Source organism: Bradyrhizobium liaoningense, assembly GCF_018130825.1.
Taxonomy (GTDB): Bacteria; Pseudomonadota; Alphaproteobacteria; order Rhizobiales; family Xanthobacteraceae; genus Bradyrhizobium; species Bradyrhizobium liaoningense_B.
The window spans coordinates 156,350-181,257 of sequence record NZ_JAFCJS010000007.1; the positions used below are offsets into that span (position 1 = coordinate 156,350).

Genomic DNA, 24,908 nt, shown 5'->3' on the forward strand with positions numbered 1-24,908 from the left:
TCCACCAGAACACAGCAACAGGAGACAGCAAATGCCTCTCGCGTCCTATCAGACATCGGTTCCGGTGGTCGTCGACGACGCCAAATGCATCGCCGACAAGGGCTGCACCGTCTGCGTCGACGTCTGTCCGCTCGACGTCTTGCGCATCAGCGACATGACCAACAAGGCCTACATGGCCTATGACGAGTGCTGGTACTGCATGCCCTGCGAGGCCGATTGCCCGACCGGCGCCGTCACCGTCAACATTCCCTATCTGTTGAGGTGATCATGTCGAGCCCGTTCGAATCCTACGACGATCTTGAAGACGCCGACGAGCGGCTTCAGGCCGCCGATCCCGCCGAGCGCCGCGTCGCCATCATTGCGCTCGGACATTCCGGCGATCCCGCGGCGGTCGCGCATCTCGCCAATATCGTAACCGATCCCGATGCCGGCGTGCGCCAGCAGGTCGCGATGGCGCTCGGCGAATTCGATGGCCCGGAGGTTGCGAGCGCGCTCGTCAAGTTGCTGGTTGATCCCGAGAGGATCGTCGCGGCCGCTGCTGCCGACAGCATGGCCGCGTTCAAGGATCCCGCTTGTGCGGCAATCATCCTGCCGCTGGTCAAGCATGCCCATGCCTTCGTTCGCATGGGCGCGCTGCGGGCGCTGAAGGAATTGCGCTGCAAGGACACGCTGAAGCCGGCGCTGGAAGCGCTGCAGGATTCCGATGCCGCCGTGCGCGTGCAGGCGATCGGCGTGATCGGCTTTCTGAAGCTGGAGGAATCCATCCCGGCGCTGACCGCGCTGATCAACGATCCCGACGCCCATGTGCGCCGGGCAGCCGTAAGCGCGCTGGCGTTCTCGCAGATGAAGCCGGCGGCCGAGACCATCACGCGTGCGCTGAAGGATGCCGACTGGATGGTCCGCGAGATGGCGGCGGAAACGCTCGGGCTCAACGTCAACGGTTCGCTCGCCGCCGATCAACTGGTCGCGTGCCTCGGCGACGAGTTCTGGCAGGTGCGGCTGAAGGCGATCCGCAGCCTCGGCAAGATGAAGATCGAGCGCGCAGTGCGTCCGATCGGCCAGTGCATCAATCACGACCAGGCCAATTTGCGCAAAGAAGCCGCCGCCGCGCTCGGCGAGATCGCCCATCCCGACGGCGAGGCGTTCCTGGCCGTGATCGCCGACGATGCCGACCCTGATGTCCGCAAGAACGCGCGCTGGGCGCTGCAGCAGATCGCAGCCCGCAAGGCGCGCGCAGGCGCATAAAGGCGCGGGCAGGGCATAGCAGAGAGGCATCCTGCCGCTCTGGACTTCCCCCGCCAGACGTTTATTGGTCTTCGCCAATGGGACCGGCCGCTTTCGAACGCGGCTGGTACGAAAAACAGCGAGGACGCCGGCCATGACGACATTGTCCGTTAAAGACCTTCTCCCCGAAGATGGAACGAAGGGGACGCTGGTTGGCCGCGTCTGGCTGCCGCAGGCGAACGGCCCGGCTGTGGTCGCCGTGCGCGCCGACGGCGTCTTCGACGTCACCGCAAAATTCCCGACCGTCAGCGCGCTCTGCGAAGAGGACAACCCGGCCAAGGCGCTGGCGGCGGTCAAGGGCGAGCGCATCGGCGATCTCGAAGCCATTGTTGCCAACACCGCGCCCGATAGCCGCGATCCCAAAAAGCCATGGCTGCTCGCGCCGGTCGATCTCCAGACCTTGAAGGCCGCCGGTGTCACCTTCGCCATCTCGATGCTGGAACGTGTGATCGAGGAGCGCGCCAAGGGCAATCCGGCCTCGGCCGAAGCGATCCGTAAAGAGGTGACGCGCCTGATCGGCGACGATCTGTCAAAACTCAAGCCGGGCTCGGACCAGGCGATGCACCTGAAGCAGGTGCTGATCGACCAGAACGCCTGGAGCCAGTATCTCGAGGTCGGCATCGGTCCTGATGCCGAGGTCTTCACCAAGGCGCCGACCATGTCGTCGGTCGGCACCGGCATGGATGCCGGCCTGCATCCGAAATCGACCTGGAACAACCCCGAGCCCGAGCTCGTGCTGTTCGTGTCGAGCCGCGGCAAGATCGTCGGCGGCGCGCTCGGCAATGACGTGAACCTGCGGGACTTTGAGGGCCGTTCGGCGCTGCTGCTGTCGAAGGCCAAGGACAACAACGCGTCCTGCTCCATCGGCCCGCTGCTGCGGCTGTTCGACGACACTTTTACGCTCGACGACGCACGCAAGCTCGACATCAGCCTGAACGTGACGGGCACGGACGGCTTCGTCCTCGATGGCCATTCCTCGATCAGCAAGATCAGCCGCGATCCGACCGATCTCGTCGCGCAGACCATCGGCAAGATCCATCAATACCCCGATGGCTTCGTGCTGTTCCTCGGCACGATGTTCGCACCCGTCAAGGATCGCGATGCGCCGGGGCAGGGTTTTACACACAAGCGCGACGACATCGTCACCATCGCAGCGCCCGAGCTCGGCAAGCTCGTCAACCGCATGCGCACCAGCGACGAGTGCGAACCCTGGACGTTCGGCATCGGCGCGTTGATGAGGAACCTGGCGCAGCGGAAGCTGATCTAGTTTCTTCGCCTCTCCCCGCGCTTATCTCTCCCCGTCACCCTGAGGTGTGCGCTCTGCTGCGCGCAGCGCTGCAGAGCAAGCCTCGAAGGGCGACGGCCCGGCTGCATCTCGGCCGTTCATCCTTCGAGGCTCCCGGCGCGATGCTTTTGCATCGCGCCACTCGCACCTCAGGATGACGGAACCAAGTGTAGCGAGGCGATCCAGCTCCCATAATTTTCTTCATCTTCCCGTTGCATCACGGGAACAAAATCGCGCTTGGCGTGTCTTCAAACCGCCGCCGCCGCTCCCGCGCGTTTTCCGACAAATAGTCAAATAATATGACTAGTCGGAACCCATCTTCCGTGAAATAGTGCCTTCCGCCGCCCCAAAGGCCGGCCTGTGGGTGCCATGCTACCAATCGGCGCCCCGGATAACATCTTGGGAGACACGCCTGATGACCCCTAAAGCCCTCTTTGCGGCCAGCGCCATGGCCGCCTTGTTGCTCGCGCTGCCGGCGAGTGCCGGCCAGCTCACCATCGGCTTCTCGCAGATCGGATCGGAATCCGGCTGGCGCGCGGCCGAGACGTCGGTCTCCAAGCAGGAGGCCAGTAAGCGCCAGGTCAATCTCAAGATCGCCGACGCGCAGCAGAAGCAGGAGAACCAGATCAAGGCGATCCGCTCCTTCATCGCGCAGAACGTCGACGCGATCTTCCTCGCCCCCGTCGTCTCGACCGGCTGGGATTCGGTGCTGAAGGAAGCCAAGGAGGCCAAGATCCCCGTCGTGCTGCTCGACCGCGACATCGATCCCTCCGGCAAGGAGCTCTATCTCACCGCCGTCACCTCCGACAGCGTGCACGAAGGCGAGGTCGCCGGCGACTGGCTGGCGAAGACGGTCGGCAACAAGGCGTGCAACATTGTCGAATTGCAGGGCACGGTCGGCGCCAGCGTCGCCGCCAACCGCAAGAAGGGCTTTGACACCGCCGTCGCCAAGCATCCGAACCTGAAGGTGGTGCGCAGCCAGACCGGCGACTTCACCCGCGCCAAGGGCAAGGAAGTCATGGAGAGCTTCATCAAGGCCGAAGGCGGCGGCAAGAACATCTGCGCGGTCTATGCCCACAACGACGACATGATGGTCGGCGCGATCCAGGCGATGAAGGAAGCCGGCCTCAAGCCCGGCAAGGAGATCCTCACCGTCTCCATCGACGCGGTGCCCGACATCTTCAAGGCGATGGCCGCCGGCGAAGCCAACGCCACCGTCGAGCTGACGCCGAACATGGCCGGCCCCGCGCTCGACGCCATCGCGGCCTTCAAGGACAAGGGCACGGTGCCGCCGAAATGGATCCAGACCGAGTCCAAGCTCTATACGGCCGCCGACGATCCGCAGAAGATCTACGACAGCAAGAAGGGCCTCGGTTACTGAGGCGGGCTTCGCCGGACCGCATCTTGCGGTCCGGCACCCCCTTCGAAACCGCTGCGCGAGCGAATAGGCTGGGTGTCCGCTTCAATGGCGGGCGCCGGTGGGAGTGACGTCGCGATGGAAAACAGCCTTGATCCTGCTCTGCCGCTGCTGGAGGTGCGCGGGATCAGCAAGAGCTTCGGCGCGGTGCGTGCGTTGCAGGAGGTCGACTTCACGCTGCGCGCCGGCGAGATCCATGCGCTGCTCGGCGAGAACGGCGCCGGCAAGTCGACGCTGATCAAGGTCGTCACCGGCGTATTCGCCCGCGATGCTGGCATCGTCCGGCTCGGCGACCAAGAGGTCGCGCCGCGCTCGGCCAAGGCTGCGCTCCAGGCCGGCATTGCCACCGTGTACCAGGAGGTCAATCTGCTGCCGAACCTGTCGGTGGCGCAGAACCTGTTCCTCGACCGCCAGCCGATGCGCTTCGGCATCGTGCGCGAAGGCGAGATGCGCCGCCGCGCCAAGGCGCTGCTTGCCGATTTCGGTCTCGATATCGACGTCGCCGCGCCGCTCGGCAATTATTCCGTGGCCATCCAGCACGTCACCGCGATTGCCCGTGCGGTGGATCTCTCCGCGCGCGTGCTGATCCTGGACGAGCCGACCGCGAGCCTCGACCGCCACGAGGTCGAGATCCTCTTCGGCATCATGCGCAAGCTCGCCCGGCGCGGCATCGGCATCGTCTTCGTCAGCCACTTCCTCGACCAGGTTTACGAGATCTCCGACCGCATCACTGTGCTGCGCAACGGTCGCCTCGTCGGCGAGCGCGAAACCGCCTCGCTGCCGCGCCTCGAGCTGATCCGCATGATGCTCGGCCGCGAGCTTGCGGAAACCACCAGCGCGCGGGCGGCAACGCGCGAGCATCAGGTTCGCGAGGTGTGTGCGAGCTTCGAGAATTACGGCAAGGCCGGCTATGTCGCGCCATTCAGTCTCGAGCTGCGCCATGGCGAGGTCGTCGGCCTTGCCGGGCTGCTCGGCTCGGGCCGTACCGAGACGGCGCGGCTGGTGTTCGGTGCCGAGCGTGCCGATCGCGGGCAGGCGAAGGTGGAGGGCGCAGCCGTCCGGCTGCAGTCGCCGCGCGACGGCGTCCGCCACGGCTTTGGCTATTGCCCGGAGGAGCGCAAGACCGACGGCATCGTCGCCGAGCTCAGCGTGCGCGAGAACATCGTGCTCGCGCTCCAGGCCAAGCGCGGACTGCATCGGCCATTGTCGCGCCGCGAGCAGGACGAGATCGCGCGCCGTTACGTCAAGATGCTCGACATCCGTCCGCCCGATCCGGAGCGCCCGGTCGGCCTGCTCTCCGGCGGCAATCAGCAAAAGGTGCTGCTGGCGCGCTGGCTCGCGACCTCGCCGCGGCTTCTCGTGCTGGATGAGCCGACCCGCGGCATCGATGTCGGCGCGCATGCCGAAATCATCCGCTTGATCCGCGAGCTTTGCGACGACGGGCTCTCGCTGCTCGTGATCTCCTCCGAGCTCGACGAGATCGTGACCTATTCGGACCGCGTCGTCGTGCTGCGCGACCGCGCCCATATCGAGGAGCTCGCGGGCGAGGCGATCGACGTCGGCAACATTCTCGCCGCCATTGCCGCCGATAGCGTCACTGTTGCGCTTGAGGCCCACACATGACAGCGCTGCTGCCGCGCCGCGGCCTTGCCCAGATCCTGGCGCTGATCGTCATCCTCGCGGTCGATCGCGTGGTGTCGCCGCAATTCTTCGACCTGCGCCTCCAGGACGGCCGCCTGTTCGGCAGCCTGATCGACGTGCTCAATCGCGGCACGCCGGTGGCGCTGCTCTCGCTCGGCATGGTGCTGGTGATCGCGACGCGCGGCATCGATCTCTCCGTCGGCGCGGTCATGGCCATCTGCGGCGCGATCGCGGCAAGTCTTGCTGACAGCCACGGCCTGCCAGTCGTGCTGGCGGCTGCGCTCGGGGCCGGCCTCGTCTGCGGCTTGTGGAATGGCTTTCTCGTCGCCGTGCTCGGCATGCAGCCGATCGTGGCGACGTTGATCCTGATGGTCGCCGGGCGCGGCATCGCCCAGCTCATCACCGAAGGGCGCATCGTGACGTTCTCCTCGCCGGATCTGGTCTGGCTCGGCAATGGCTCGGTGCTCGGCCTGCCGGTGCCGGTCGTGATTGCCTTAGGGATGCTGATCCTCACCGGCGCGGTGGTGCGCGGCTCCGCGCTCGGTCTCCTGATCGAGGCGACCGGCGGCAATGCGCGCGCGAGCGAGCTCGCCGGCGTCGGCACCCGTGCCATGATCCTTTCGGTCTATGTCTGGTGCGGCGTCTGCGCCGCGCTCGCGGGCGTGATCGCGGCCGCCGACATCATGGGTGCCGATGCCAACAATGCCGGCCTCTGGCTCGAGCTCGACGCGATCCTCGCCGTCGTGATCGGCGGCACCTCGCTGTTCGGCGGCCGCTTCAGTCTCGTGCTGGCGGTGCTGGGGGCGCTGATCATCCAGACCATGAACACCGGCATCCTGCTGTCGGGCTATCCGCCGGAGTTCAACCTGCTGGTCAAGGCGGTGGTGGTGCTCGCGGTGCTGCTGCTGCAATCGCCGAAATTCTCCGGTCTCGCCGGGATCGCCGCGCGGCTGCGGGGGACCAAAGCATGAAAGGCCTGCCGCCGGTCCTCATCACCGCCATCGTGCTCGTCGCAGGCTTCGCGGCTTGCGCCGTGCAATTCCCCAACATCGCCTCCACCCGCGTGGTCGGCAATCTCCTCACCGACAACGCCTTCCTCGGCATCGTCGCTGTCGGCATGACTTTCGTCATCATCTCCGGCGGCATCGACCTCTCGGTCGGCTCGGTGATCGGCTTCACCACCGTGTTCGTCGCGCTCGCCATCGAGCGCTGGGGCGTGCCGCCGCTGGTCGCCTTCGTCGCCATCCTCGCGCTCTCGGCGGCTTTTGGCGCGGCGATGGGGGCGGTGATCCACGTCTTCGACCTGCCGCCCTTCATCGTCACGTTGGCCGGGATGTTCCTCGCTCGCGGCGCCAGCTTCCTGCTCTCGACGGAATCGGTGCCGATCACGGCACCGATCTACTCGACCGTGTCGGACTTCGCGCTGCGCATGCCCGGCGGCGGACGACTGACGGCGATCGCGATCATCATGCTCGCGATCGTGATCGGCGGCGCCTTGCTGCTGCATCTCACGAGGTTCGGCGCCAACGTCTATGCGCTCGGCGGCAGCCGGACCACCGCCAGCCTGATGGGCGTTGCCGTCGGCAAGATGACGATCAAGATCTACATGCTGTCGAGCCTGCTCGCGGGGATCGCCGGCATCGTCTTCTCCTTCTACACCAGCGCCGGCTATTCGCTCTCTGCCGTCGGCGTCGAGCTCGACAGCATCGCCGCCGTCGTGATCGGCGGCACGCTGCTCACGGGCGGGCAGGGCTCGGTGATCGGAACCTTCCTTGGCGTATTGATCCAGGGCATGATCCAGACCTACATCAATTTCGACGGGACGCTGTCGAGCTGGTGGACCAAGATCGCGACCGGCGTGCTACTGTTCGCCTTCATCGCGCTGCAGCAGGGTCTGGTCGCGCTGGCGCGCCGGCCGGCGGCGAAACGTGTGGGAGCGGCGTCATGACTTCGCGCATCGTCGTGATCCCGACCCGGCGGGCCCACTCCAACCATGCGGAGGTCGCCCGTTCGATCGGCGTCGACATCATCGCCGGCCGCTACGCGGAAGGCACGCGCCTGCCCGGCGATGCCGAGATGATCGCGATGTTCGGGGTGTCGCGCCCGGTGCTGCGCGAGAGCGTGAAGACGCTGGTCGCCAAGGGCCTGCTCACCACCAAGGCGCGGGTCGGCACCGTCGTGCGCGAGCGCGGCGCCTGGAACATGTTCGACGCCGACGTGCTGGCCTGGCACCTCGACGCCGGCATCGACAAGCGCTTTCTCAACGACCTCGCCGAGATCCGTCTGGCGGTCGAGCCGCGCGCGGCGATGCTCGCAGCAGTGCAGCGGTCCGAGGAGGACGTCGCCGAGCTCCGCCGCTGCATGGATCGCATGCGGCGTGAAGCCTCCGACTCGGTCGGCTTTGCCGATGCCGATCTCGCGCTTCACGTTGGCGTGGCGCGCGCCTCCGGCAATCTGTTCATGCGTTCTATCGGCCATGTCATCGAGGCCGCGTTGCGCGCCTCGTTCCTGCTCAGCGCCCCCGTCGAGCCGGAGGACCGCGACACCGTGCTGCTCTGGCACCAGAAGATCGTCGATGCCATCGCCACGGGCGACGCGGATGCCGCGTCCGAGGCCATGGTCTATGTCATTCACAACGGCATGCGCCGCCACGAGGGTACGGTGATCGAGACCGCCCCGGCCGAGTCGCTGCCGTCGGCAGATACCGGAGAACAAGCGTGACAGACCTTCGCATCGCCATCGTCGGCTTCGGCAAGATCGCGCGGGACCAGCATGTGGGCGCGATCGCGGCGACACCGGGCGCAACGCTCGCGGCGGTGGCGAGCCGCAATGCTTCGCTGCCGGACGTGCCGCATTTCGCCACCATCGAGGAGCTGCTGGACAAAGGTCCGCCGATCGACGCCGTCTCGCTCTGCACGCCGCCGCAGGTGCGCCGCGCCCAGGCCGCCACGGCGCTCGCAGCCGGCAAGCATGTCATGCTGGAGAAGCCGCCGGGCACCGGCGTTGCCGAGCTCGATCCGCTGACCGCGATGGCTGCGGAAGCAAAGCGGACGCTGTTTGCGACCTGGCATTCGCGCTACGCACCGGCGGTCGAGCCGGCCCGCGAATGGCTGGCGAGCCGCCGGATCAAATCCGTGCGCATCAACTGGAAGGAAGACGTCCGCGTCTGGCATCCCGGCCAGGCCTGGATCTGGGAACCCGGTGGCCTCGGCGTGTTCGACCCCGGCATCAACGCGCTCTCGATCCTGACCCGCATCCTGCCGCAGCCCGTGTTCGTCACCGCGGCCGAGCTTGCCTTCCCCGCCAATTGCCAGGCGCCGATCGCCGCGAAGCTGAACCTGACGGACATTGGCGGCCTGCCCATCACCGCCGAATTCGACTTCCGGCAGACCGGCCCGCAGAGCTGGGATATCCTCGTGGAAACAGATCAGGGCCGGATGACATTGTCTGACGGCGGCCGGCGGATGGCCGTCGACGGCAAGGCCATTGCGGATGCTCCCGATCAGGAATATCGCGAGCTGTACCAGCGCTTCGTCAAGCTGGCGGCGTCAGGCGCAAGCGATGTCGATCTGGCGCCGCTGCGTCTCGTTGCCGACTCTTTCTTGCTCGGCAAGCGCACGATCGTCGAACCGTTTGTGGACTGAACATGGCCGGCTCAAGGAAAATAGAACAAGACGTCTTCGGAACGCTGCCCGACGGCCGCAAGGTCGAGCGCATCGTGCTGCGCGGGGAGGGCGGCTTCGAGGCTCGCATCATCACCCACGGCGCGGTGATCCAGGCGCTGATCGCGCCGGACGCCAAAGGTGGCACCGACGACGTCGTGCTCGGCCATGACGCCTTCGCCGGCTATCTCGCCGAACGGAAGTTTTTAGGCGCCACCGTCGGCCGCTACGCCAACCGCATCGCCAAGGGACGGTTCTCGCTCGATGGCGAGACGGTGCAGCTTCCCGTCAACAACGGTCCGAACGCGCTGCATGGCGGGCTCGACGGTTTCGATCGCAAGCTCTGGGAGATTACCGAAATCGACGAGGGCGCCGAGCCCGCGGTGACGCTCACCTATTCGAGTCCGCATGGCGAGGAGAATTATCCAGGCAAGCTCGACGTGCGCCTGACCTATCGCGTCACCGGCCCGACCGAGCTGTCGCTGACGATGGAAGCGCGGACCGACCGGCCGACCATCGTCAACCTGACCAATCACAGCTTCTTCAATCTGGAAGGCGCCACCTCAGGCACGCCGATCCTCGACCACAAACTCACGGTCGCGGCCGAGAATTTCCTCGCGATCGATCCCACCGCCATTCCGTTGCCGGAGCCGCCGCGCAGCGTTGCCGGCACGCCGTTCGACTTCCGCGAACCGAGATCGGTGGGCGAGCGCATCCGCGAGAGCGATCAGCAATTGCGAAACGGCAGGGGCTACGACCACACCTATTGCCTCGGCCGCGAGGGAAAGCTTGCGCTCGCGGCGCGGCTCGAGGCACCGCGCTCGGGACGCGTCATGGAGCTGCTCACCAATCAGCCCGGGCTCCAGGTCTATTCCGGCAACTATCTCGACGGCACGATCTCGGGCAAGGGCGGCAAGCTGATCCGGCAATCGGACGCCATGTGTTTGGAGCCGCATATCTGGCCCGACGCGCCGAACCGGCCGGACTTTCCGAGCCCGCGCCTCGATCCCGGCCAAGTCTATCGGCATCACACCGTCTATCGCTTTGGGGTGAGGGCGCCATGACGGAACAGGTGCCGACTTCGGTTCTATCGGCTGAGCACTGTCATCTCGGCGAAGGGCCGACTTATGATGTGACCACCGACACGGCCTGGTGGTTCGACATTCGCGAGGGCAAGCTGTTCGAGGCGCAGCTAAGCAGCGGTTCTGTCCGCATCCACGCGCTCGGCCGGATGGCAAGCGCGCTCGGGCGCATCGATGTCGGCAGGCAGTTGATCGTGGCGGAGGACGGCCTCTACATCCGCGAGCTCGCCGACGGCGCGATGACGCTGTTCTGTCCGCTCGAAGCGGACAATCCGGCTACGCGGTCCAACGATTGCCGCGTGCATCAATCCGGCACGTTCTGGATCGGCACCATGGGCAAGAAGGCCGAGCCAAAGGCTGGGGCGATCTATGCGCTCCACCGCGGCAAGATCTCGACCCTGTTCCCCGGCATCAGCATTCCCAACTCGATCTGCTTCTCGCCGGATGGCGCCACCGGCTATTTCACCGACACCCCGCGCGCCATGCTCTATGCCGTGCCGCTCAATCCCGCGACCGGCTTGCCGCGCGGCGAGCCGGAGGTGCTGCTGCGCCATAGTGGTATCGGCGGCCTCGACGGCTCGGTGTGCGATGCCGACGGGCAGATCTGGAATGCGTGCTGGGGCGCGAGCCGCGTGGATGTCTACTCGCCGCAGGGCGAGCGTCTTCGCTCGCTCAGCGTGCCGGCGAAGCAGGCGAGCTGCCCCGCCTTCGTCGGCCCCGACCTGTCACGCCTGCTCGTCACCTCGGCCTGGCAGGACATGGACGCGGCGGCACGCGCCGCCGATCCGCAAGCCGGCTGCACCTTTCTGCTCGAAGCATCCGCGCGCGGTCGCGCGGAGCCCGACGTCAAGCTCGCATAGGAGACCAAAGGCAACCCACGACTACGTTCTCGACGAAACGAAGAAACAGTCCGACACCCAAAGGGAGTGAAACATGCTGAAACTGAAGACGACCTTCCTCGCGCTGGCGCTCGCCGGCGCTGCGACGATGGCCACGGGCCTCACCGCCACCGCGCAGGACAAGGCAACCGTCGGCATCGCCATGCCGACGAAGTCGTCGGCGCGCTGGATCGACGACGGCAACAACATGGTCAAGGTGCTGAAGGAGCGCGGCTACAACACCGACCTGCAATATGCCGAGGACGATATTCCGAACCAGCTCTCGCAGGTCGAGAACATGGTGACCAAGGGCGCGAAAGCGCTGGTGATCGCCGCGATCGACGGCACCACTTTGTCCGACGTGCTCAAGCAGGCGAAAGCAAAAGGCATCACCGTGATCGCCTATGACCGCCTGATCCGCGGCACGCCGAACGTCGACTATTACGCGACGTTCGACAATTTCCAGGTCGGCGTGCTGCAAGCGGAGTCGATCGTGCAGGGGCTCGGCCTGAAGGACGGCAAGGGCCCGTTCAACATCGAGCTGTTCGGCGGCTCGCCCGACGACAACAACGCCTACTTCTTCTACAACGGCGCCATGAGCGTGCTGAAGCCCTATATCGACAGCGGAAAGCTCGTCGTCGTGTCCGGCCAGATGGGCATGGACAAGGTCGCGACCCTGCGCTGGGACGGCGCCACCGCCCAGGCCCGCATGGACAATCTGCTCAGCGCCTACTACGGCAACAAGAAGGTCAACGCCGTGCTGTCGCCTTATGACGGCCTCTCCATCGGCATCATCTCCTCGCTGAAAGGCGTCGGCTATGGCAGCGCCGACCAACCGATGCCGATCATCTCGGGTCAGGACGCAGAGGTACCGTCGATCAAGGCGATGCTGCGCGGCGACCAATACTCGACCATCTTCAAGGACACCCGCGACCTCGCCAAGGTGACCGCCGACATGGTCGGTGCCGCGCTCGCCGGCAAGCAAGTGACGGTCAACGACACCAAGACCTACGAGAACGGCGTCAAGACCGTGCCGTCCTACCTGCTCAAGCCAGTCGTGGTCTACAAGGACAATTGGGAGAAGACCCTGCTCGACAGCGGCTACTACAAGAAGTCGCAGTTCCAGTAAGTCTCTCTCTTTCCCCTCTCCCCGCTTGCGGGGAGAGGGTTAGGGTGAGGGGGAGCCTCCGCGAGGGAGGTGACAGTGAGACTCGCGGAGACTCCCCCTCACCCGGATCGCATCTCGCGATGCGATCCGACCTCTCCCCGCAAGCGGGGAGAGGTGAACTAGCAGCGATCGAGGAACGTGAATCATGACCGCCATGCTGGAGATGCGCAACGTCAGCAAGAGCTTTGCCGGAGTGCAGGCGCTGCGTGATGTCAATTTCTCGGTTCAGGCCGGGCAGATCCACGCCCTCGTCGGCGAGAATGGCGCTGGCAAGTCGACGCTGATGAAGGTGCTGAGCGGCGTCTACCCGCACGGCAGCTACGAGGGCACCATCGTCTTCGAGGGCGAGGAGCGCCGCTTTCGCGACATCAACGATTCCGAGGCGCTCGGCATCATCATCATTCATCAGGAACTGGCGCTGATCCCGCTGATGTCGATCGCGGAAAACATTTTCCTGTCACATCCGCCATCGAAGTTCGGCGTCATCGACCGCGACGAAGTCTACCGGCGCACGCGCGAGCTGTTGGCGCAGGTCGGTCTCAAGGAATCGCCTGACACCCTGATCACCGATCTCGGCGTCGGCAAGCAGCAGCTGGTCGAGATCGCGAAAGCACTGTCCAAGCGCGTGCGGATGCTGATCCTGGACGAGCCGACCGCGAGCCTCAACGAGGCCGACAGCGCCGCGCTGCTCGAACGCCTGATGGCGTTTCGCGAGCAGGGCATCGGCTCGATCCTGATCTCGCACAAGCTCAACGAGGTCGCCAAGGTCGCCGACCACATCACCGTGCTGCGCGACGGCCGCACCGTCGACAGCATCGACTGCCATGCCGAGCCGATCCAGGAAGACCGCATCATCCGCAGCATGGTGAACCGCGATATGGCGCACCGTTTCCCGGAGCGCAGCGTGAAGATCGGGGAGCCCGTGCTCGACGTCGCGAACTGGTCGGTCTATCACCCCATCCATCCCGAGCGGCAGGTGATCAAGAACGTCAATTTCGGCGTCAGGCGCGGCGAGGTCGTCGGCATCGCCGGCCTGATGGGGGCGGGGCGCACCGAATTCGCCATGAGCCTGTTCGGCCGCTCCTGGGGCACCAATATCAGCGGCAGTATCAAGCTCGAGGGCCGTGAGATCGCGCTGCCGAGCGTTGCCGCGGCGATCGATGCCGGGCTTGCCTATGTCACCGAGGACCGCAAGCAGCTCGGCCTGATCCTCGCCGACGACGTGCGCAAGAACATCACGCTGGCGAGCCTCGACCAGGTCGCGCCGGGCAGGGTGATCGACGACATCGCGGAGCTGAAGGTTGCCAGCGACTACCGCAACCGCATGCGCATCCGCTGCTCCGACGTCTACCAGGAGACCGGCCAGCTCTCCGGCGGCAACCAGCAGAAGGTGGTGCTGTCGAAATGGCTGATGACCGATCCCAAGGTCCTGATCCTGGACGAGCCGACGAGGGGCATCGACGTCGGTGCCAAATACGAGATTTACTGTATCATCAACGAGCTGGCGGAGGCCGGCCGCGGCGTCGTGGTGGTCTCCTCGGAGATGCCCGAGCTGCTCGGCATCTGCGACCGCATCTGCGTCATGAACGAGGGCGCCTTCGTCGGCGAGTTCAAGGGCGCGGAAGCGACACAGGAAAAGATCATGCGCGCCATCATGCGCAACGAACGAAGCAACGGCGTGCCTGCGGCCGCGGAGATGGGAGTTGTGCGGTCATGACCGACAAGACGGTATCGCTGCCCGAGGAGCGCCGGCACGGCAGCTTCATCAAGAACAATTTGCGCAATTACGGCATGCTGCTGTCGCTGATCGCGATCATGCTGTTCTTCCAGGTCATGACCGGCGGCACGCTGCTGCAGCCGCTCAACCTCACCAATCTGGTGCTGCAGAACAGCTACATCGTCATCATGGCGCTGGGCATGCTGCTGGTGATCGTCACCGGCCATATCGACCTTTCAGTCGGGTCGGTCGCGGGCTTCGTCGGCGCCGTGGCGGCGCTGCTCATGGTGACCTACAAGGTCGACTATACGCTCGCCTTCATCGCCTGCCTCGCGCTCGGCGCCGCCATCGGTGCGGCGCAGGGCTATTGGGTGGCCTATTTCAAGATCCCGTCCTTCATCGTCACGCTGGCAGGCATGCTGGTGTTCAAGGGCCTCGCTCTCGCCGTGTTGCAGGGCCAGTCGCTCGGGCCGTTCCCGCCGACCTTCCAGAAACTGTCGTCCGGCTTTATTCCGGAGCTGCTGCCCGAGGCCGGCACGCTGCATCCGACATCCATGCTGATCGGCGCCGTGCTCGCGCTCGGCCTCGTCTATGCCAGCGCCAAGGGAAGGTCGCGGGAGCAGGCGCACGGCATCGAGGTCGAGCCTTACGCGTTTTTCCTCGGCAAGAGCATTCTGCTCGCCTGCGCCGTGCTCTATTTCACCTATCTGATCGCCTCGCATCGCGGCCTGCCCAACGTGCTGGTGATCATGACCGCGCTGATCGCGCTCTATGGCTTTGTCACCCGCCGCACCGTGATCGGCCGGCAGATCTATGCGGTCGGTGGCAACGCCAAGGCGGCGAGCCTGTCGGGCATCAAGACAGAGCGGCTGACCTTTCTCACTTTCGTCAACATGGGCGTGCTGGCCGCGCTCGCCGGCCTCGTCTTCGCCGCGCGGCTGAACACCGCAACGCCCAAGGCCGGCCTCGGCTTCGAGCTCGACGTCATCGCCGCCTGCTTCATCGGCGGCGCCTCGGCCTATGGCGGGGTGGGGCGCGTCGGCGGCGCGGTGGTCGGCGCCATGATCATGGGCGTGATGAACAACGGCATGTCCATCCTCGGCATCGGCATCGACTACCAGCAGGTCATCAAGGGCCTGGTGCTGCTGGGAGCGGTGTGCATCGATGTGTATAACCAGCGGCGGTAGGGCGCGCGCGAATGCAAGGGTGGGTATAAGCACACCTCCGCGCGGCGTCCGCCCGGCGGTGATTGCGACAATTATCGTCAAATTCGATCACGGTATCGGCATTGCGGCGGCGGCCAATGCCTCGCCTTCACCATGATTTGGGGCATAAATCCGCGGCGCCGGGCAAGGCATGGGCAGGGCAGCGCCGATGACGGCTCCGTACCATGAGATGACGGAAGAAGAGTACGAGGACAAACTTCGCACCCTCGTCCGCATCGTGTCAGCCTCCACCCTGGGACTCTGCTCCTTTGCCGCGGGGCTGCTGATCGGGGCCTTTGTCCTGTTTTGAACCCTGCGATGCGCTGCCCGCACGCGCATTGCCATCATCGATCCCCTCGAACGGGGATTCGTTTGCCCGCCCCGCCTACTGCGTCGTGAACAGCACCGTCGCGATCGCGACGGAGAGGCTCACCGCCGATATGGTCGCGACCGTCGACAGCACGCCCATTCGCCTCAGCGCGATCGCAAAGGCGATGATGATGGGGGTCGCGGTCATCAGCCCGATCTGTGCATCACTCATGTGATCGTTCGCCACTTCTGGGAACCCTGAGCCGGTTCTTAACGCGCGCCGGCGTCTCCCAGTTTGTCCTGCGACAAATTCCGAGCTCGACGGGTCGGCTAAGTCTGGCCGGTGTCCTGATCCGGAGAGACGATGTCGACGGCCGACTGCGAACAACAGGAAACCGGCTGGGGAATTTTGCAGGATCTCCCCGGCGATCCCATGATCTGGGTGCTGATCTTCAGCGAGCTCGTCGCCTTCGGCCTGTTCCTCGGCGCCTTCGTGGTTGCGCGCGCGATTCATCCGGCGGTGTTCGCAGCCGGGCAGGCGACGCTCGATTCGAACCTCGCCGGCCTCAACACAATCGTGCTGGTGACCAGCGGCTGGGCCGCGGCAAGGGCGACCAAATCCGCGCGCGCCAATGCGAAGCGGGCTTCGCGCCGCTGGCTCCTCATCGCCATGGCGCTCGGCAGCCTCTTCATCGCAATCAAGCTCGCCGAATATGCGGAAGAAATCGGGCGAGGCGTCGGGCTCGAAACCAGCCCGTTCTTCACGCTCTACTTCCTGCTGACCGGCTTCCATCTCCTGCACGTCGGCCTCGGCATCGTCATCCTCGCCCTGGTCTGCCGCCGCGCTGAGGTATCCGGCGTGGAGACGGGCGCCGCCTTCTGGCACATGGTCGACCTGGTCTGGATCGTCATGTTCCCGGTTCTCTATCTGGTGCAATGACGATGCCGGATCGTATCGATATCACCTGGATCGCACTGATCGGCCTCGCGCTCGCGACCATCCTGATTCCGCCGTTGATGCCGCGTCCGCTGCTCGGCAACGCACTGCTGCTGGCGCTTGCCGCGCTCAAGGGCCGCCGGATCGCGCTCGATTTCCTCGATCTCCGCGCGGCGCCCGCGCTCTGGCGCGGCCTCGTCAGCGCCTGGATCCTGATCGTGCTGCTGCTTGCCTGGCTCGCTTCCGCCGTCGTCGCCCTGATCTGACGCGCTCATTGCGCCCTGACAAAGAACGGGCCGGGCAAAGCGGCAATAAATCGCAGCATCGCTATTTCGCAGAAGCAACCGGAAAGGATTGGCAATGGCTGAACGCCTGACCAAGTCGGCCGCTCGAAACGTGTTCTACGGCGGCTCGGCCTTTTTCTTCGCCATCTTCATAGGGCTGACGGCGCACAGCCATTACTACATGGCCACGAGCTCGACCGATGCGACGACGCTGACGTCGTCGGTCGCGCGCGGCAAGCATGTCTGGGAGAAGAACTCCTGCATCAACTGCCACACGCTGCTGGGCGAGGGCGCCTATTTCGCCCCCGAGGTCGGCAACGTCTGGGATCGCTGGGGCGGCAAGGAGGATCCGGCCGGCGCGCGCGAGACGCTGAAGGCCTGGATGCAGGCGCAGCCCTCTGGCGCGCCGGGCCGACGGCAGATGCCGCAGTTCGACCTGACCGACCAGGAGCTCAACGACCTCGCCGACTTCCTGCAATGGACCTCGACGATCAAGCGCCAGGAATGGCCGCCGAACAAGGCGGGCTGAGCAGGCCGAATTCCTCTTTCAAGACAGAGAGAACCCGAGATGAAATACCAAACCCAGAAAGTCGCGATGCTGTATTTCTACGGCGCGCTGACGCTGTTCCTGGCCCAGGTCCTGTTCGGCCTGCTCGCCGGAACCATCTACGTCCTGCCCAACACGCTGTCGACGCTCCTGCCGTTCAACATCGTCAGGATGATCCACACCAACGCGCTGATCGTGTGGTCGCTGATCGGATTCATGGGCGCGACCTACTTCCTGCTGCCCGAGGAAACCGAGACCGAGCTGTACAGCCCGCTGCTCGCAAAGATCCAGTTCTGGATGTTCTTCGGCGCGGCAGGTGTCGCCGTGGTCGGCTATCTCTTCCACTACCACGAGGGCCGCGAATTCCTCGAGCAGCCCTTCATCATCAAGGTCGGCATCGTCGTGGTCTGCCTGATGTTCCTGTTCAACGTCACCATGACGGCGCTGAAGGGCCGCAAGACCACGGTCACCAACATCCTCTTGTTCGGCCTGTGGGGCGTTGCGATCTTCTTCCTGTTCGCCTTCTACAACCCGGCGAACCTCGCGGTCGACAAGATGTACTGGTGGTACGTCGTCCATCTCTGGGTCGAGGGCGTCTGGGAGCTGATCATGGCCTCCGTGCTCGCCTATCTCATGATCAAGCTCAACGGCATCGACCGCGAGGTCGTGGAGAAGTGGCTCTACGTCATCATCGGGCTGGCGCTGTTCTCCGGCATCCTCGGCACCGGCCATCACTTCTACTGGATCGGCGCGCCCGGCTACTGGCAGTGGATCGGCTCGTTGTTCTCCACGTTGGAGGTCGCGCCGTTCTTCACCATGGTGATCTTCACGGTGCAGATGACCTGGAAGGCCGGCCGCAAGCATCCGAACCGCGCCGCGCTGTTGTGGTCGGTCGGCTGCTCGGTGATGGCGTTCTTAGGGGCCGGTGTCTGGGGCTTCCTGCACACGCTGTCCTCGGTGAACTACTACACCCACGGCACGCAGGTCACCGCGGCGCACGGCCATCTCGCCTTCTTCGGCGCCTATGTGATGCTGAACCTGTCGGTGATGGCCTATGCGATCCCGCAGCTCAAGGGGCGCGCGCCCTATAACCAGTGGCTGAGCATGGCGAGCTTCTGGATCATGTGCACGGCCATGATGACCATGACCTTCGCGCTGACCTTCGCCGGCGTGGTCCAGGTCCATCTCCAGCGCGTGCTCGGCCAAGGCTACATGGACGTGCAGGATCAGCTCGCCTTCTTCTACTGGATCCGGCTCGGGTCGGGCGTGTTCGTCGCGATCTCTGCGCTGATGTTCGTGTGGGCCGTGCTGGTGCCGGGCCGCGAGAAGACGGTGGCCATTCCGGCCGCGCTGCAGCCGGCCGAGTAAACGCTCACGGCGGCCGCGGTTCGCCGCGGCCGCCGTCTCAATGTGAATTGCGAGGAATGACCATGAAACCTGCCCTTCACGCCGTCACGGCACCGGCCCCCGCGTTGCCGGCCTATGTCGCCAGCGGCAACGAATGCGCGCTGTTCGAGCACGCCTGGCGGCACCAGCTTCCGGTCCTGCTCAAGGGGCCGACAGGCTGCGGCAAGACCCGCTTCGTCGCGCATATGGCGGCGCGGCTCGGCTTGCCGCTGCACACCGTGGCCTGCCACGACGATCTCACCGCAGCCGATCTCACCGGCCGCTATCTCTTGCGGGGCGGCGACACTGTATGGACCGACGGTCCGTTGACACGCGCGGTGCGCGAGGGCGGCATCTGCTATCTCGACGAGGTGGTGGAGGCGCGCAAGGACGTCACGGTGGTGCTGCATCCGCTGACCGACGATCGCCGCATCCTGCCGCTGGAGCGCACCGGCGAGGAGCTCGCCGCGCCGGAGAGTTTCATGCTCGTGGTCTCCTACAATCCCGGCTACCAGACGCTGCTGAAGGCGCTCAAGCCCTCGACGCGGCAGCGCTTCGTCGCCATCGAGTTCGGCTTCTTGGCCCCGGAGCAGGAGATCGCGGTGGTCGCGGCCGAGAGCGCACTGTCGCCGGAGCGCGTGCGGCCGCTGGTGGCGCTGGCCGGCCGGCTGCGCGCACTCAAGGGCCACGATCTGGAGGAGGGCGTCTCGACCCGCCTCGTGGTCTATTGCGCGACCTTGATCGCCGCCGGCATGCCGACGGCGGAGGCGGTGCTCGCCGGCATGATCGAGCCGCTGACCGACGATGCCGACGTCAAGGCGGCACTGCTCGACGTCGCACGTGCCGTGATCGGGTGAGGCGGGTCCCATGCTCGACTTCCTCGAACTGGAGGAGACGGTCGGCCGTGCCTGGCACAAAATGGTCGGCGGCACCGCCAGCTATCCGGTTCATGCCGATCACGCGGTCTCGCTTGCCGAGATGAGAAACAGGCTCGCGGTGATGTTCCGCGCGCTCGGCGGTGAGGCGGGGGTGCAGATCGCGAGCGCCGGCGCGCGCAAGTCCAGCCATCGGCTCGGCTGGCGGCAACGCATCGGCCTCGGCGACGAGCGCCTCGAGCAGCCGGGCCGTGACGCCGCGACCATCTTCCTGCCCGACAGCATCGCGATTTTCGCCGACCGCGAACTCAATGCATCGCTCTATCGTTGGCTCGCGGCATGGTTTGCGGTCGCGCCGATCGAGGCGATCACCGAGGCCGATCCGCTCCGGCGCGATCTCCTCGTGCTGCGCCGCGCCGCCGAAACGGCGGTCTTTGTGCTCACGCAGTTTCCCGGGCTCGCCGCCGACTACGCGCAGCTTGCCGCGGCGACCGCCGAGGCCCGGCCGCGGCGCCCCCTGCCGCGCATCGAGCAGGAGATCGAGCGGATCGTTCTCGCCCTGCTCGGCGCGGGACCAGCGCCCGCGGGACAATTGTGGCCGGCCATGATGGGAACGGGACCGCTGCCGGACAAGACGCCGCCGGGCTATCGTCCGATCCTGCCGTGCCCGCTCTGGGGCGATTGCTGGACGCGCGAGCTGTCGCCCGCGCATGCGGGCGAGGATGAATGCGCTGATGGTGCTGAGGTCACGGCCCAGGACAATCGCAAGCGCTTCGCCGTGCGCGAGCGTGAGGACGGCGCCAATCGCCGCGATCCCTTCGTGCTCAACCGCTTCGAAAAAATCCTGGCGATGGCCGAGATGGTCAATGTCGATCGCCCCTCGGACGACAGCGAGGACGAGGACGCGCAGAAGGCGGCCGACGATCTCGAGGAAATCACGCTCAGCCGCCGCAGCGGCAAGCCGGCGAGCCGGTTCAAGTTCGATCTCGATCTGCCGCCCGAGGCGCTCGATGCCTCGTGCTTGAATGCGGACCTCTCCTATCCCGAATGGGATTATCGCAGCAGCTCCTATCTGCCCGATCATTGCCGCGTGCTCGCATCTCCGGCTTCGGAGCGAGGTGAAAGCTGGGCGCCTGACGAGACCATGCGCCGGCACGTCCGCGAGGTGCGCCGCCGCTTCGAGGTCTTGCGGCCGCGTCATGAACTGATGCGGGCCCAGGCCGACGGACATGACCTCGACCTCGATGCGCTGGTGCGTGCGAGGTGCGACCTCCGCGCCGGCAGCAGCAATGGTCTCGATCGCGTCCACATGGCGATGCGCCCGCAAGGGCACGATCTCGCCGTCACGCTGCTCGTCGACGTCTCGCTCTCGACGGATGCCTGGGCCGATGGCCACCGGGTGCTCGACGTCGAGAAGGAGGCGCTGCTCGTGCTTGCGCACGGGCTGTCGGCCTGCGGCGATCACCACAGCATCCTGACCTTCACCTCGCGCCGGCGCTCCTGGGTGCGGCTCGAAACGGTCAAGGCATTCGGCGAGCCGATGAGCGGCGTGGTCGAGCGCCGCATCGGCGCACTCAAGCCCGGCTATTACACGCGGATCGGCGCGGCGGTGCGCCACGCCTCGGCCGAGCTTGCGCGCCAGCCGCAGCGCAAGAAGCTGCTGCTCGTCCTCACCGACGGCAAGCCGAACGACGTCGACCACTATGAGGGCCGCTTTGCGCTCGAAGACACCAGGAAGTCCGTGCAGGAAGCGCGCCGGCTCGGTATCGCGGTCTTCGGCGTGACGATCGACGCGGCGGCGCAATCCTATTTTCCGACGCTGTTCGGCCATAGCGGCTATGCGATCGTCGGCAACATCAAGCGGCTGCCCGCGGCGCTGCCGGCGATCTACCGGCAGGTGGCACATTGATGCGGGAATACCGCGGCACCGTGTTCCTTCCTGAGCTATTGCTCACACACTGAGTATATGATCGAATGTCCGGATGGACCAGGGCCGGCCAAGACCCGATCTGATCATCTTCGACTGCGACGGCGTGCTCGTCGACAGCGAGCTCTTGAGTTGCCGCTGCCTCTCTTCGGCGCTGGCCGAGCTTGGACTCGCGCTTAGCGAAGAGCAGGCGGTCGAATTGTTTCTCGGACGCAGCACGAAGGCGATCGAGCAGCACTACCGCGATCTCGGGCAGTCGCTGCCGGATGGCTTCCTGCCGCGATTGAAGTCGCGTGTGCTCGAAACGTTTGCCGCCTCGCTCGAACCGATCCCCGGGGTGGAGGCGGTGATCTCGGGGCTGACCGTGCCGTTCTGCGTGGCTTCGTCCAGCGACCTCGACCGCGTCTCGCTCTCGCTCGACGTCACTGGTCTTCGCGCGCATTTCGGCGATCGGCTCTACACCGCGCAGATGGTCAGGCACGGCAAGCCGGCGCCCGATCTCTTTCTCCATGCAGCCGAGAACATGCGTACGCCGCCCTCCAGCACGCTGGTGATCGAGGACAGCGTCAGCGGCGTGCAGGCGGCCAAGGCGGCCGGCATGAGCGTCTGGGGATTTGTCGGCGGCGGCCATTATCGCAGCCGCGACGGTCGGGCTATATTGTCCGCCGCCGGAGCCGATCGGGTCTTCGCGCGCATGAGCGATTTCTGGGAGATGTGAGCCCGTATGGCCGCCGAGAACGACAAGTCGAGACTCGACGACGCCGCGCGTGCCGGCTGGCTCTATTTCATTGCCGGCCACACCCAGGACGAGATCGCAAAGATGCTCCAGGTCTCGCGCGCCTCGGCGCAGCGGCTGGTCTCGCTGTGCCTCGCCGAGCGGCTCATCACGTTCCGGCTCGAACACCCCATCGCCGCCTGCATGGAATTGGCGGCGCGCCTGAAGGAACGGTTCCACCTCGTGCATTGCGAGGTGGTGCCGGCCGATCCTGCCGCGCCGCAGGCAGCTGCAGGCATTGCCGAGCGCTGCGCCAATCTGCTCGATTCCACCCTGCGCTCGGAGACGCCCGTCATCGTCGCGCTCGGCACGGGGAGGGCGGTGCGCGCCGCGGTCGAGCGCGTCACGCCGATCGAGCGGCCCAATCACCAGATCGTCTCGCTGGTCGGCAATATCTCCGCCGACGGTTCGGCAAGCTTCTACGACACCGTCGGCCGGCTCGCCGACCGCACCGGCGCGCGGCACTATCCGATGCCGCTGCCGTTCCTGATGTCGTCGGAGGACGAGCGCAACAAGATGGTGCGCATCGAGCCGATCGCCAAGGTGAAGGCGGTCGCGGCCAGGGCCGACCTGCGCCTCGTCGGCATCGGCCAGATGGACCAGAAGGCGCAGGTGCACGTCGACGGCTTCGTCACCCGCGACGAATTGTTCGAGATGATGCGCCTGGGCGCCATCGGCGAGATCACCGGCTGGGCCTATGATGCCAAGGGACGCCTGCTCAAGGCCGGCACCAACAAGCGCCTCACCAGCATTCCGCCGGAAGTGCCGGCGAAGACCACGACCATCGGCGCCGCGGTCGGTGCCGCCAAGGTGGCGGCCATCGCGGCTGCGCTGAGCGGCGGCCTGATCAATGGCCTGATCACGGACGAGACGACGGCAAGGGCGATCCTGGAGCGGTAGGGCACTCAGGTTTTCAGCGCGCTTCGCGAGGCTGTAGTTTCTCTCCACCTACATCGCTGTCATCGCCCGCGAAGGCGGGCGATCCAGTATTCCGGAGGCCGTGGTGGCTAAACCGAGGGGCCGCGGCGTACTGGATGCCCCGCTTTCGCGGGGCATGACAGCCGTGGACGAGGCAACACCTTCCATCACTCCCGCACCGCAGCACTCATAAGTTGCTGGAACGTCCACGCGCCTGCTTGACAAGCCCAGTCCCTCAGTTGAACATACGCCCAACGCGTGGGCATATGCTCAAAAGCGCGAGTCCAAGGGAGGTCACCGTGAAACATGTTCTGGGCGCCGTCTGCGGCGCGTCTGTCCTGCTGGCCGTCCCCGCGATGGCCGAAACGACCCTGACCATCGCCACCGTCAACAATGGCGACATGATCCGCATGCAGGGGCTGACGGGTGAATTCACCAAGAAGAATCCTGACATCACCGTGAAATGGGTGACGCTGGAGGAGAACGTGCTGCGCCAGCGCGTCACCACCGACATTGCCACGAAGGGCGGCCAGTTCGACGTGCTCACCATCGGCACCTATGAGGTGCCGATCTGGGCCAAGAAGGGCTGGCTGGTGCCGCTCGCCAATCTCGGCGCGGACTACGACGTCGCCGACCTCCTGCCCAAGATCAAGGACGCGGTCTCCGCCGACGGCAAGCTCTACGCCGCGCCGTTCTACGGCGAGAGCTCGATGGTGATGTATCGCACCGATCTGTTCGAGAAGGCCGGCCTGAAGATGCCGGAAAAGCCGAGCTGGGATTTCGTGATCGACGCCGCCAAGAAGCTCACCGACAAGAACGCCGGCACCTACGGCATCTGCCTGCGCGGCAAGGCCGGCTGGGGCGAGAACATGGCCTTTCTCTCGGCCATGGCCAATTCCTACGGCGCGCGCTGGTTCGACGAAAAGTGGGAGCCGCAGTTCAATACGCCGGAATGGAAGACGACGCTCACCACCTATGTGAACCTGATGAAGGAAGCCGGCCCTCCCGGCGCGAGCTCAAACGGCTTCAACGAGAATCTGGCGCTGTTCAACGCCGGCAAATGCGCGATGTGGATCGATGCCACGGTCGCGGCGTCCTTCGTCACCAACCCCAAGGACTCCAAGGTCGCCGACAAGGTCGGCTTCGCGCTCGCGCCCAACACCGGGCTCGGCAAGAACGCCAACTGGCTGTGGGCCTGGAATCTCGCGATCCCCGCCGGCTCCAAGAAGACGGAAGCCGCCGAGAAGTTCATCGCCTGGGCAACCAGCAAGGACTACACCAAGCTGGTGGCGTCGAAGGAGGGCTGGGCCAATGTGCCGCCGGGCACGCGCACCTCGCTCTACCAGAACGATGAGTACCTGAAGGTCGCGCCGTTCGCCAAGCTGACGCTGGCCTCGATCGACGCCGCCGATCCCAACAAGCCGACGGTGAAGCCGGTGCCTTACGTCGGCGTGCAATACGCCGCGATCCCTGAATTCCAGGGTATCGGCACGCAGGTGGGCCAGCAATTCTCCGCGGCACTCGCCGGCTCGATGACGGTCGATGCCGCGCTCGCCGCGGCGCAATCCCAGACCGAGCGCGAGATGAAGCGCGCCGGCTACATCAAGTAAG

Annotated in this window: 24 protein-coding genes; 23 read left to right on the forward strand and 1 reads right to left on the reverse strand. The window is 65.6% G+C overall.

Going from position 1 to position 24,908, the window contains the following annotated elements:
• The first annotated feature begins 31 nt into the window (after window positions 1–31).
• From JQ603_RS28240 to mmsB, 14 genes are all read left to right on the forward strand, one after another.
• Window positions 32–265, forward strand: a complete 234-nt coding sequence (locus JQ603_RS28240) for a 4Fe-4S dicluster domain-containing protein (protein WP_007593252.1) — start codon at window positions 32–34, stop codon at window positions 263–265.
• 2 nt (window positions 266–267) lie between these two features.
• Window positions 268–1,245, forward strand: a complete 978-nt coding sequence (locus tag JQ603_RS28245) for a HEAT repeat domain-containing protein (RefSeq protein ID WP_212344113.1) — start codon at window positions 268–270, stop codon at window positions 1,243–1,245.
• 133 nt (window positions 1,246–1,378) lie between these two features.
• Window positions 1,379–2,551 (forward strand): fumarylacetoacetate hydrolase family protein, encoded by a 1,173-nt coding sequence (locus JQ603_RS28250; protein ID WP_212344115.1) that lies wholly within the window; start codon window positions 1,379–1,381, stop codon window positions 2,549–2,551.
• Window positions 2,552–2,984: 433 nt separating this feature from the next.
• Window positions 2,985–3,950 carry a galactofuranose ABC transporter, galactofuranose-binding protein YtfQ gene (ytfQ, locus tag JQ603_RS28255; protein ID WP_212344117.1) on the forward strand — a complete coding sequence of 322 codons (966 nt, stop codon included), beginning with the start codon at window positions 2,985–2,987 and terminating at the stop codon, window positions 3,948–3,950.
• A 114-nt stretch (window positions 3,951–4,064) separates the two neighbouring features.
• Window positions 4,065–5,609: a sugar ABC transporter ATP-binding protein gene (locus tag JQ603_RS28260; RefSeq protein WP_212344119.1), complete on the forward strand. Its 1,545-nt coding sequence runs from the start codon at window positions 4,065–4,067 to the stop codon at window positions 5,607–5,609.
• Complete coding sequence (locus tag JQ603_RS28265; protein ID WP_212344120.1) at window positions 5,606–6,598, forward strand: ABC transporter permease; 993 nt, start codon at window positions 5,606–5,608, stop codon at window positions 6,596–6,598. Before JQ603_RS28260 ends, JQ603_RS28265 begins: the two co-directional genes overlap by 4 nt.
• Entirely contained in the window at window positions 6,595–7,575 is a 981-nt protein-coding gene (gene yjfF, locus JQ603_RS28270) for a galactofuranose ABC transporter, permease protein YjfF (protein ID WP_212344121.1), read from the forward strand. Before JQ603_RS28265 ends, yjfF begins: the two co-directional genes overlap by 4 nt.
• Window positions 7,572–8,348: a FadR/GntR family transcriptional regulator gene (locus tag JQ603_RS28275; RefSeq protein WP_212344122.1), complete on the forward strand. Its 777-nt coding sequence runs from the start codon at window positions 7,572–7,574 to the stop codon at window positions 8,346–8,348. Before yjfF ends, JQ603_RS28275 begins: the two co-directional genes overlap by 4 nt.
• A complete protein-coding gene (locus JQ603_RS28280; protein WP_212344123.1) occupies window positions 8,345–9,271 on the forward strand; it encodes a Gfo/Idh/MocA family protein in 927 nt (308 codons plus the stop codon). Before JQ603_RS28275 ends, JQ603_RS28280 begins: the two co-directional genes overlap by 4 nt.
• Window positions 9,272–9,273: 2 nt before the next feature.
• The gene (locus JQ603_RS28285) at window positions 9,274–10,353 is read left to right on the forward strand and encodes an aldose epimerase family protein (RefSeq protein ID WP_212344124.1); all 1,080 of its coding nucleotides are present in this window, start codon (window positions 9,274–9,276) and stop codon (window positions 10,351–10,353) included.
• A complete protein-coding gene (locus JQ603_RS28290; protein ID WP_212344125.1) occupies window positions 10,350–11,231 on the forward strand; it encodes an SMP-30/gluconolactonase/LRE family protein in 882 nt (293 codons plus the stop codon). Before JQ603_RS28285 ends, JQ603_RS28290 begins: the two co-directional genes overlap by 4 nt.
• A 73-nt stretch (window positions 11,232–11,304) precedes the next feature.
• Window positions 11,305–12,378, forward strand: coding sequence for a multiple monosaccharide ABC transporter substrate-binding protein (chvE, locus tag JQ603_RS28295; protein ID WP_212344126.1), 1,074 nt, complete (start codon window positions 11,305–11,307; stop codon window positions 12,376–12,378).
• A gap of 184 nt (window positions 12,379–12,562) precedes the next feature.
• Window positions 12,563–14,134 carry a multiple monosaccharide ABC transporter ATP-binding protein gene (gene mmsA, locus JQ603_RS28300; RefSeq protein ID WP_245003907.1) on the forward strand — a complete coding sequence of 524 codons (1,572 nt, stop codon included), beginning with the start codon at window positions 12,563–12,565 and terminating at the stop codon, window positions 14,132–14,134.
• Window positions 14,131–15,321, forward strand: a complete 1,191-nt coding sequence (gene mmsB, locus JQ603_RS28305) for a multiple monosaccharide ABC transporter permease (protein ID WP_212344128.1) — start codon at window positions 14,131–14,133, stop codon at window positions 15,319–15,321. The genes mmsA and mmsB overlap by 4 nt, the downstream gene beginning before the upstream one ends.
• A gap of 403 nt (window positions 15,322–15,724) precedes the next feature.
• On the opposite strand, the gene JQ603_RS28310 is transcribed toward mmsB, so the two are convergent.
• Complete coding sequence (locus JQ603_RS28310; RefSeq protein ID WP_200875155.1) at window positions 15,725–15,880, reverse strand: hypothetical protein; 156 nt, start codon at window positions 15,878–15,880, stop codon at window positions 15,725–15,727.
• Window positions 15,881–16,012: 132 nt separating this feature from the next.
• On the opposite strand from JQ603_RS28310, the gene JQ603_RS28315 reads away from it, so the two are divergent.
• The 9 genes from JQ603_RS28315 to JQ603_RS28355 all read left to right on the forward strand — a co-directional run bounded on the left by JQ603_RS28315 (window position 16,013) and on the right by JQ603_RS28355 (window position 24,907).
• Window positions 16,013–16,588 (forward strand): cytochrome c oxidase subunit 3 family protein, encoded by a 576-nt coding sequence (locus JQ603_RS28315; RefSeq protein ID WP_212344130.1) that lies wholly within the window; start codon window positions 16,013–16,015, stop codon window positions 16,586–16,588.
• Between the two features lie 2 nt (window positions 16,589–16,590).
• Entirely contained in the window at window positions 16,591–16,851 is a 261-nt protein-coding gene (locus JQ603_RS28320) for a cytochrome C oxidase subunit IV family protein (RefSeq protein WP_212344133.1), read from the forward strand.
• A gap of 94 nt (window positions 16,852–16,945) precedes the next feature.
• On the forward strand, window positions 16,946–17,398 hold the full coding sequence (locus JQ603_RS28325) for a c-type cytochrome (RefSeq protein ID WP_212344135.1): 453 nt from the start codon (window positions 16,946–16,948) through the stop codon (window positions 17,396–17,398).
• Window positions 17,399–17,437: 39 nt separating this feature from the next.
• Window positions 17,438–18,784 (forward strand): cbb3-type cytochrome c oxidase subunit I, encoded by a 1,347-nt coding sequence (locus JQ603_RS28330; RefSeq protein ID WP_212344137.1) that lies wholly within the window; start codon window positions 17,438–17,440, stop codon window positions 18,782–18,784.
• 62 nt (window positions 18,785–18,846) lie between these two features.
• On the forward strand, window positions 18,847–19,659 hold the full coding sequence (locus tag JQ603_RS28335) for a CbbQ/NirQ/NorQ/GpvN family protein (RefSeq protein ID WP_212344139.1): 813 nt from the start codon (window positions 18,847–18,849) through the stop codon (window positions 19,657–19,659).
• A 10-nt stretch (window positions 19,660–19,669) separates the two neighbouring features.
• Window positions 19,670–21,586: a nitric oxide reductase activation protein NorD gene (locus JQ603_RS28340; RefSeq protein WP_212344140.1), complete on the forward strand. Its 1,917-nt coding sequence runs from the start codon at window positions 19,670–19,672 to the stop codon at window positions 21,584–21,586.
• Between the two features lie 73 nt (window positions 21,587–21,659).
• Window positions 21,660–22,322, forward strand: coding sequence for an HAD family hydrolase (locus JQ603_RS28345; RefSeq protein WP_212344142.1), 663 nt, complete (start codon window positions 21,660–21,662; stop codon window positions 22,320–22,322).
• Between the two features lie 6 nt (window positions 22,323–22,328).
• The gene (locus JQ603_RS28350) at window positions 22,329–23,279 is read left to right on the forward strand and encodes a sugar-binding transcriptional regulator (protein WP_212344144.1); all 951 of its coding nucleotides are present in this window, start codon (window positions 22,329–22,331) and stop codon (window positions 23,277–23,279) included.
• 284 nt (window positions 23,280–23,563) lie between these two features.
• Complete coding sequence (locus JQ603_RS28355) at window positions 23,564–24,907, forward strand: ABC transporter substrate-binding protein (protein ID WP_433996658.1); 1,344 nt, start codon at window positions 23,564–23,566, stop codon at window positions 24,905–24,907.
• Window position 24,908 lies beyond the last annotated feature (1 nt).

What these genes read in the sequence shown, in the direction of transcription:
- JQ603_RS28240 (WP_007593252.1), top strand. Translation starts at nt 32, where the DNA reads ATGCCTCTCGCGTCCTATCAGACATCGGTTCCGGTGGTCGTCGACGAC.
- JQ603_RS28245 (WP_212344113.1), top strand. Translation starts at nt 268, where the DNA reads ATGTCGAGCCCGTTCGAATCCTACGACGATCTTGAAGACGCCGACGAG.
- JQ603_RS28250 (WP_212344115.1), top strand. Translation starts at nt 1,379, where the DNA reads ATGACGACATTGTCCGTTAAAGACCTTCTCCCCGAAGATGGAACGAAG.
- ytfQ (WP_212344117.1), top strand. Translation starts at nt 2,985, where the DNA reads ATGACCCCTAAAGCCCTCTTTGCGGCCAGCGCCATGGCCGCCTTGTTG.
- JQ603_RS28260 (WP_212344119.1), top strand. Translation starts at nt 4,065, where the DNA reads ATGGAAAACAGCCTTGATCCTGCTCTGCCGCTGCTGGAGGTGCGCGGG.
- JQ603_RS28265 (WP_212344120.1), top strand. Translation starts at nt 5,606, where the DNA reads ATGACAGCGCTGCTGCCGCGCCGCGGCCTTGCCCAGATCCTGGCGCTG.
- yjfF (WP_212344121.1), top strand. Translation starts at nt 6,595, where the DNA reads ATGAAAGGCCTGCCGCCGGTCCTCATCACCGCCATCGTGCTCGTCGCA.
- JQ603_RS28275 (WP_212344122.1), top strand. Translation starts at nt 7,572, where the DNA reads ATGACTTCGCGCATCGTCGTGATCCCGACCCGGCGGGCCCACTCCAAC.
- JQ603_RS28285 (WP_212344124.1), top strand. Translation starts at nt 9,274, where the DNA reads ATGGCCGGCTCAAGGAAAATAGAACAAGACGTCTTCGGAACGCTGCCC.
- JQ603_RS28290 (WP_212344125.1), top strand. Translation starts at nt 10,350, where the DNA reads ATGACGGAACAGGTGCCGACTTCGGTTCTATCGGCTGAGCACTGTCAT.
- chvE (WP_212344126.1), top strand. Translation starts at nt 11,305, where the DNA reads ATGCTGAAACTGAAGACGACCTTCCTCGCGCTGGCGCTCGCCGGCGCT.
- mmsA (WP_245003907.1), top strand. Translation starts at nt 12,563, where the DNA reads ATGACCGCCATGCTGGAGATGCGCAACGTCAGCAAGAGCTTTGCCGGA.
- mmsB (WP_212344128.1), top strand. Translation starts at nt 14,131, where the DNA reads ATGACCGACAAGACGGTATCGCTGCCCGAGGAGCGCCGGCACGGCAGC.
- JQ603_RS28310 (WP_200875155.1), bottom strand. Translation starts at nt 15,880, where the DNA reads ATGAGTGATGCACAGATCGGGCTGATGACCGCGACCCCCATCATCATC.
- JQ603_RS28315 (WP_212344130.1), top strand. Translation starts at nt 16,013, where the DNA reads ATGTCGACGGCCGACTGCGAACAACAGGAAACCGGCTGGGGAATTTTG.
- JQ603_RS28320 (WP_212344133.1), top strand. Translation starts at nt 16,591, where the DNA reads ATGCCGGATCGTATCGATATCACCTGGATCGCACTGATCGGCCTCGCG.
- JQ603_RS28325 (WP_212344135.1), top strand. Translation starts at nt 16,946, where the DNA reads ATGGCTGAACGCCTGACCAAGTCGGCCGCTCGAAACGTGTTCTACGGC.
- JQ603_RS28330 (WP_212344137.1), top strand. Translation starts at nt 17,438, where the DNA reads ATGAAATACCAAACCCAGAAAGTCGCGATGCTGTATTTCTACGGCGCG.
- JQ603_RS28335 (WP_212344139.1), top strand. Translation starts at nt 18,847, where the DNA reads ATGAAACCTGCCCTTCACGCCGTCACGGCACCGGCCCCCGCGTTGCCG.
- JQ603_RS28340 (WP_212344140.1), top strand. Translation starts at nt 19,670, where the DNA reads ATGCTCGACTTCCTCGAACTGGAGGAGACGGTCGGCCGTGCCTGGCAC.
- JQ603_RS28345 (WP_212344142.1), top strand. Translation starts at nt 21,660, where the DNA reads ATGGACCAGGGCCGGCCAAGACCCGATCTGATCATCTTCGACTGCGAC.
- JQ603_RS28350 (WP_212344144.1), top strand. Translation starts at nt 22,329, where the DNA reads ATGGCCGCCGAGAACGACAAGTCGAGACTCGACGACGCCGCGCGTGCC.
- JQ603_RS28355 (WP_433996658.1), top strand. Translation starts at nt 23,564, where the DNA reads ATGCTCAAAAGCGCGAGTCCAAGGGAGGTCACCGTGAAACATGTTCTG.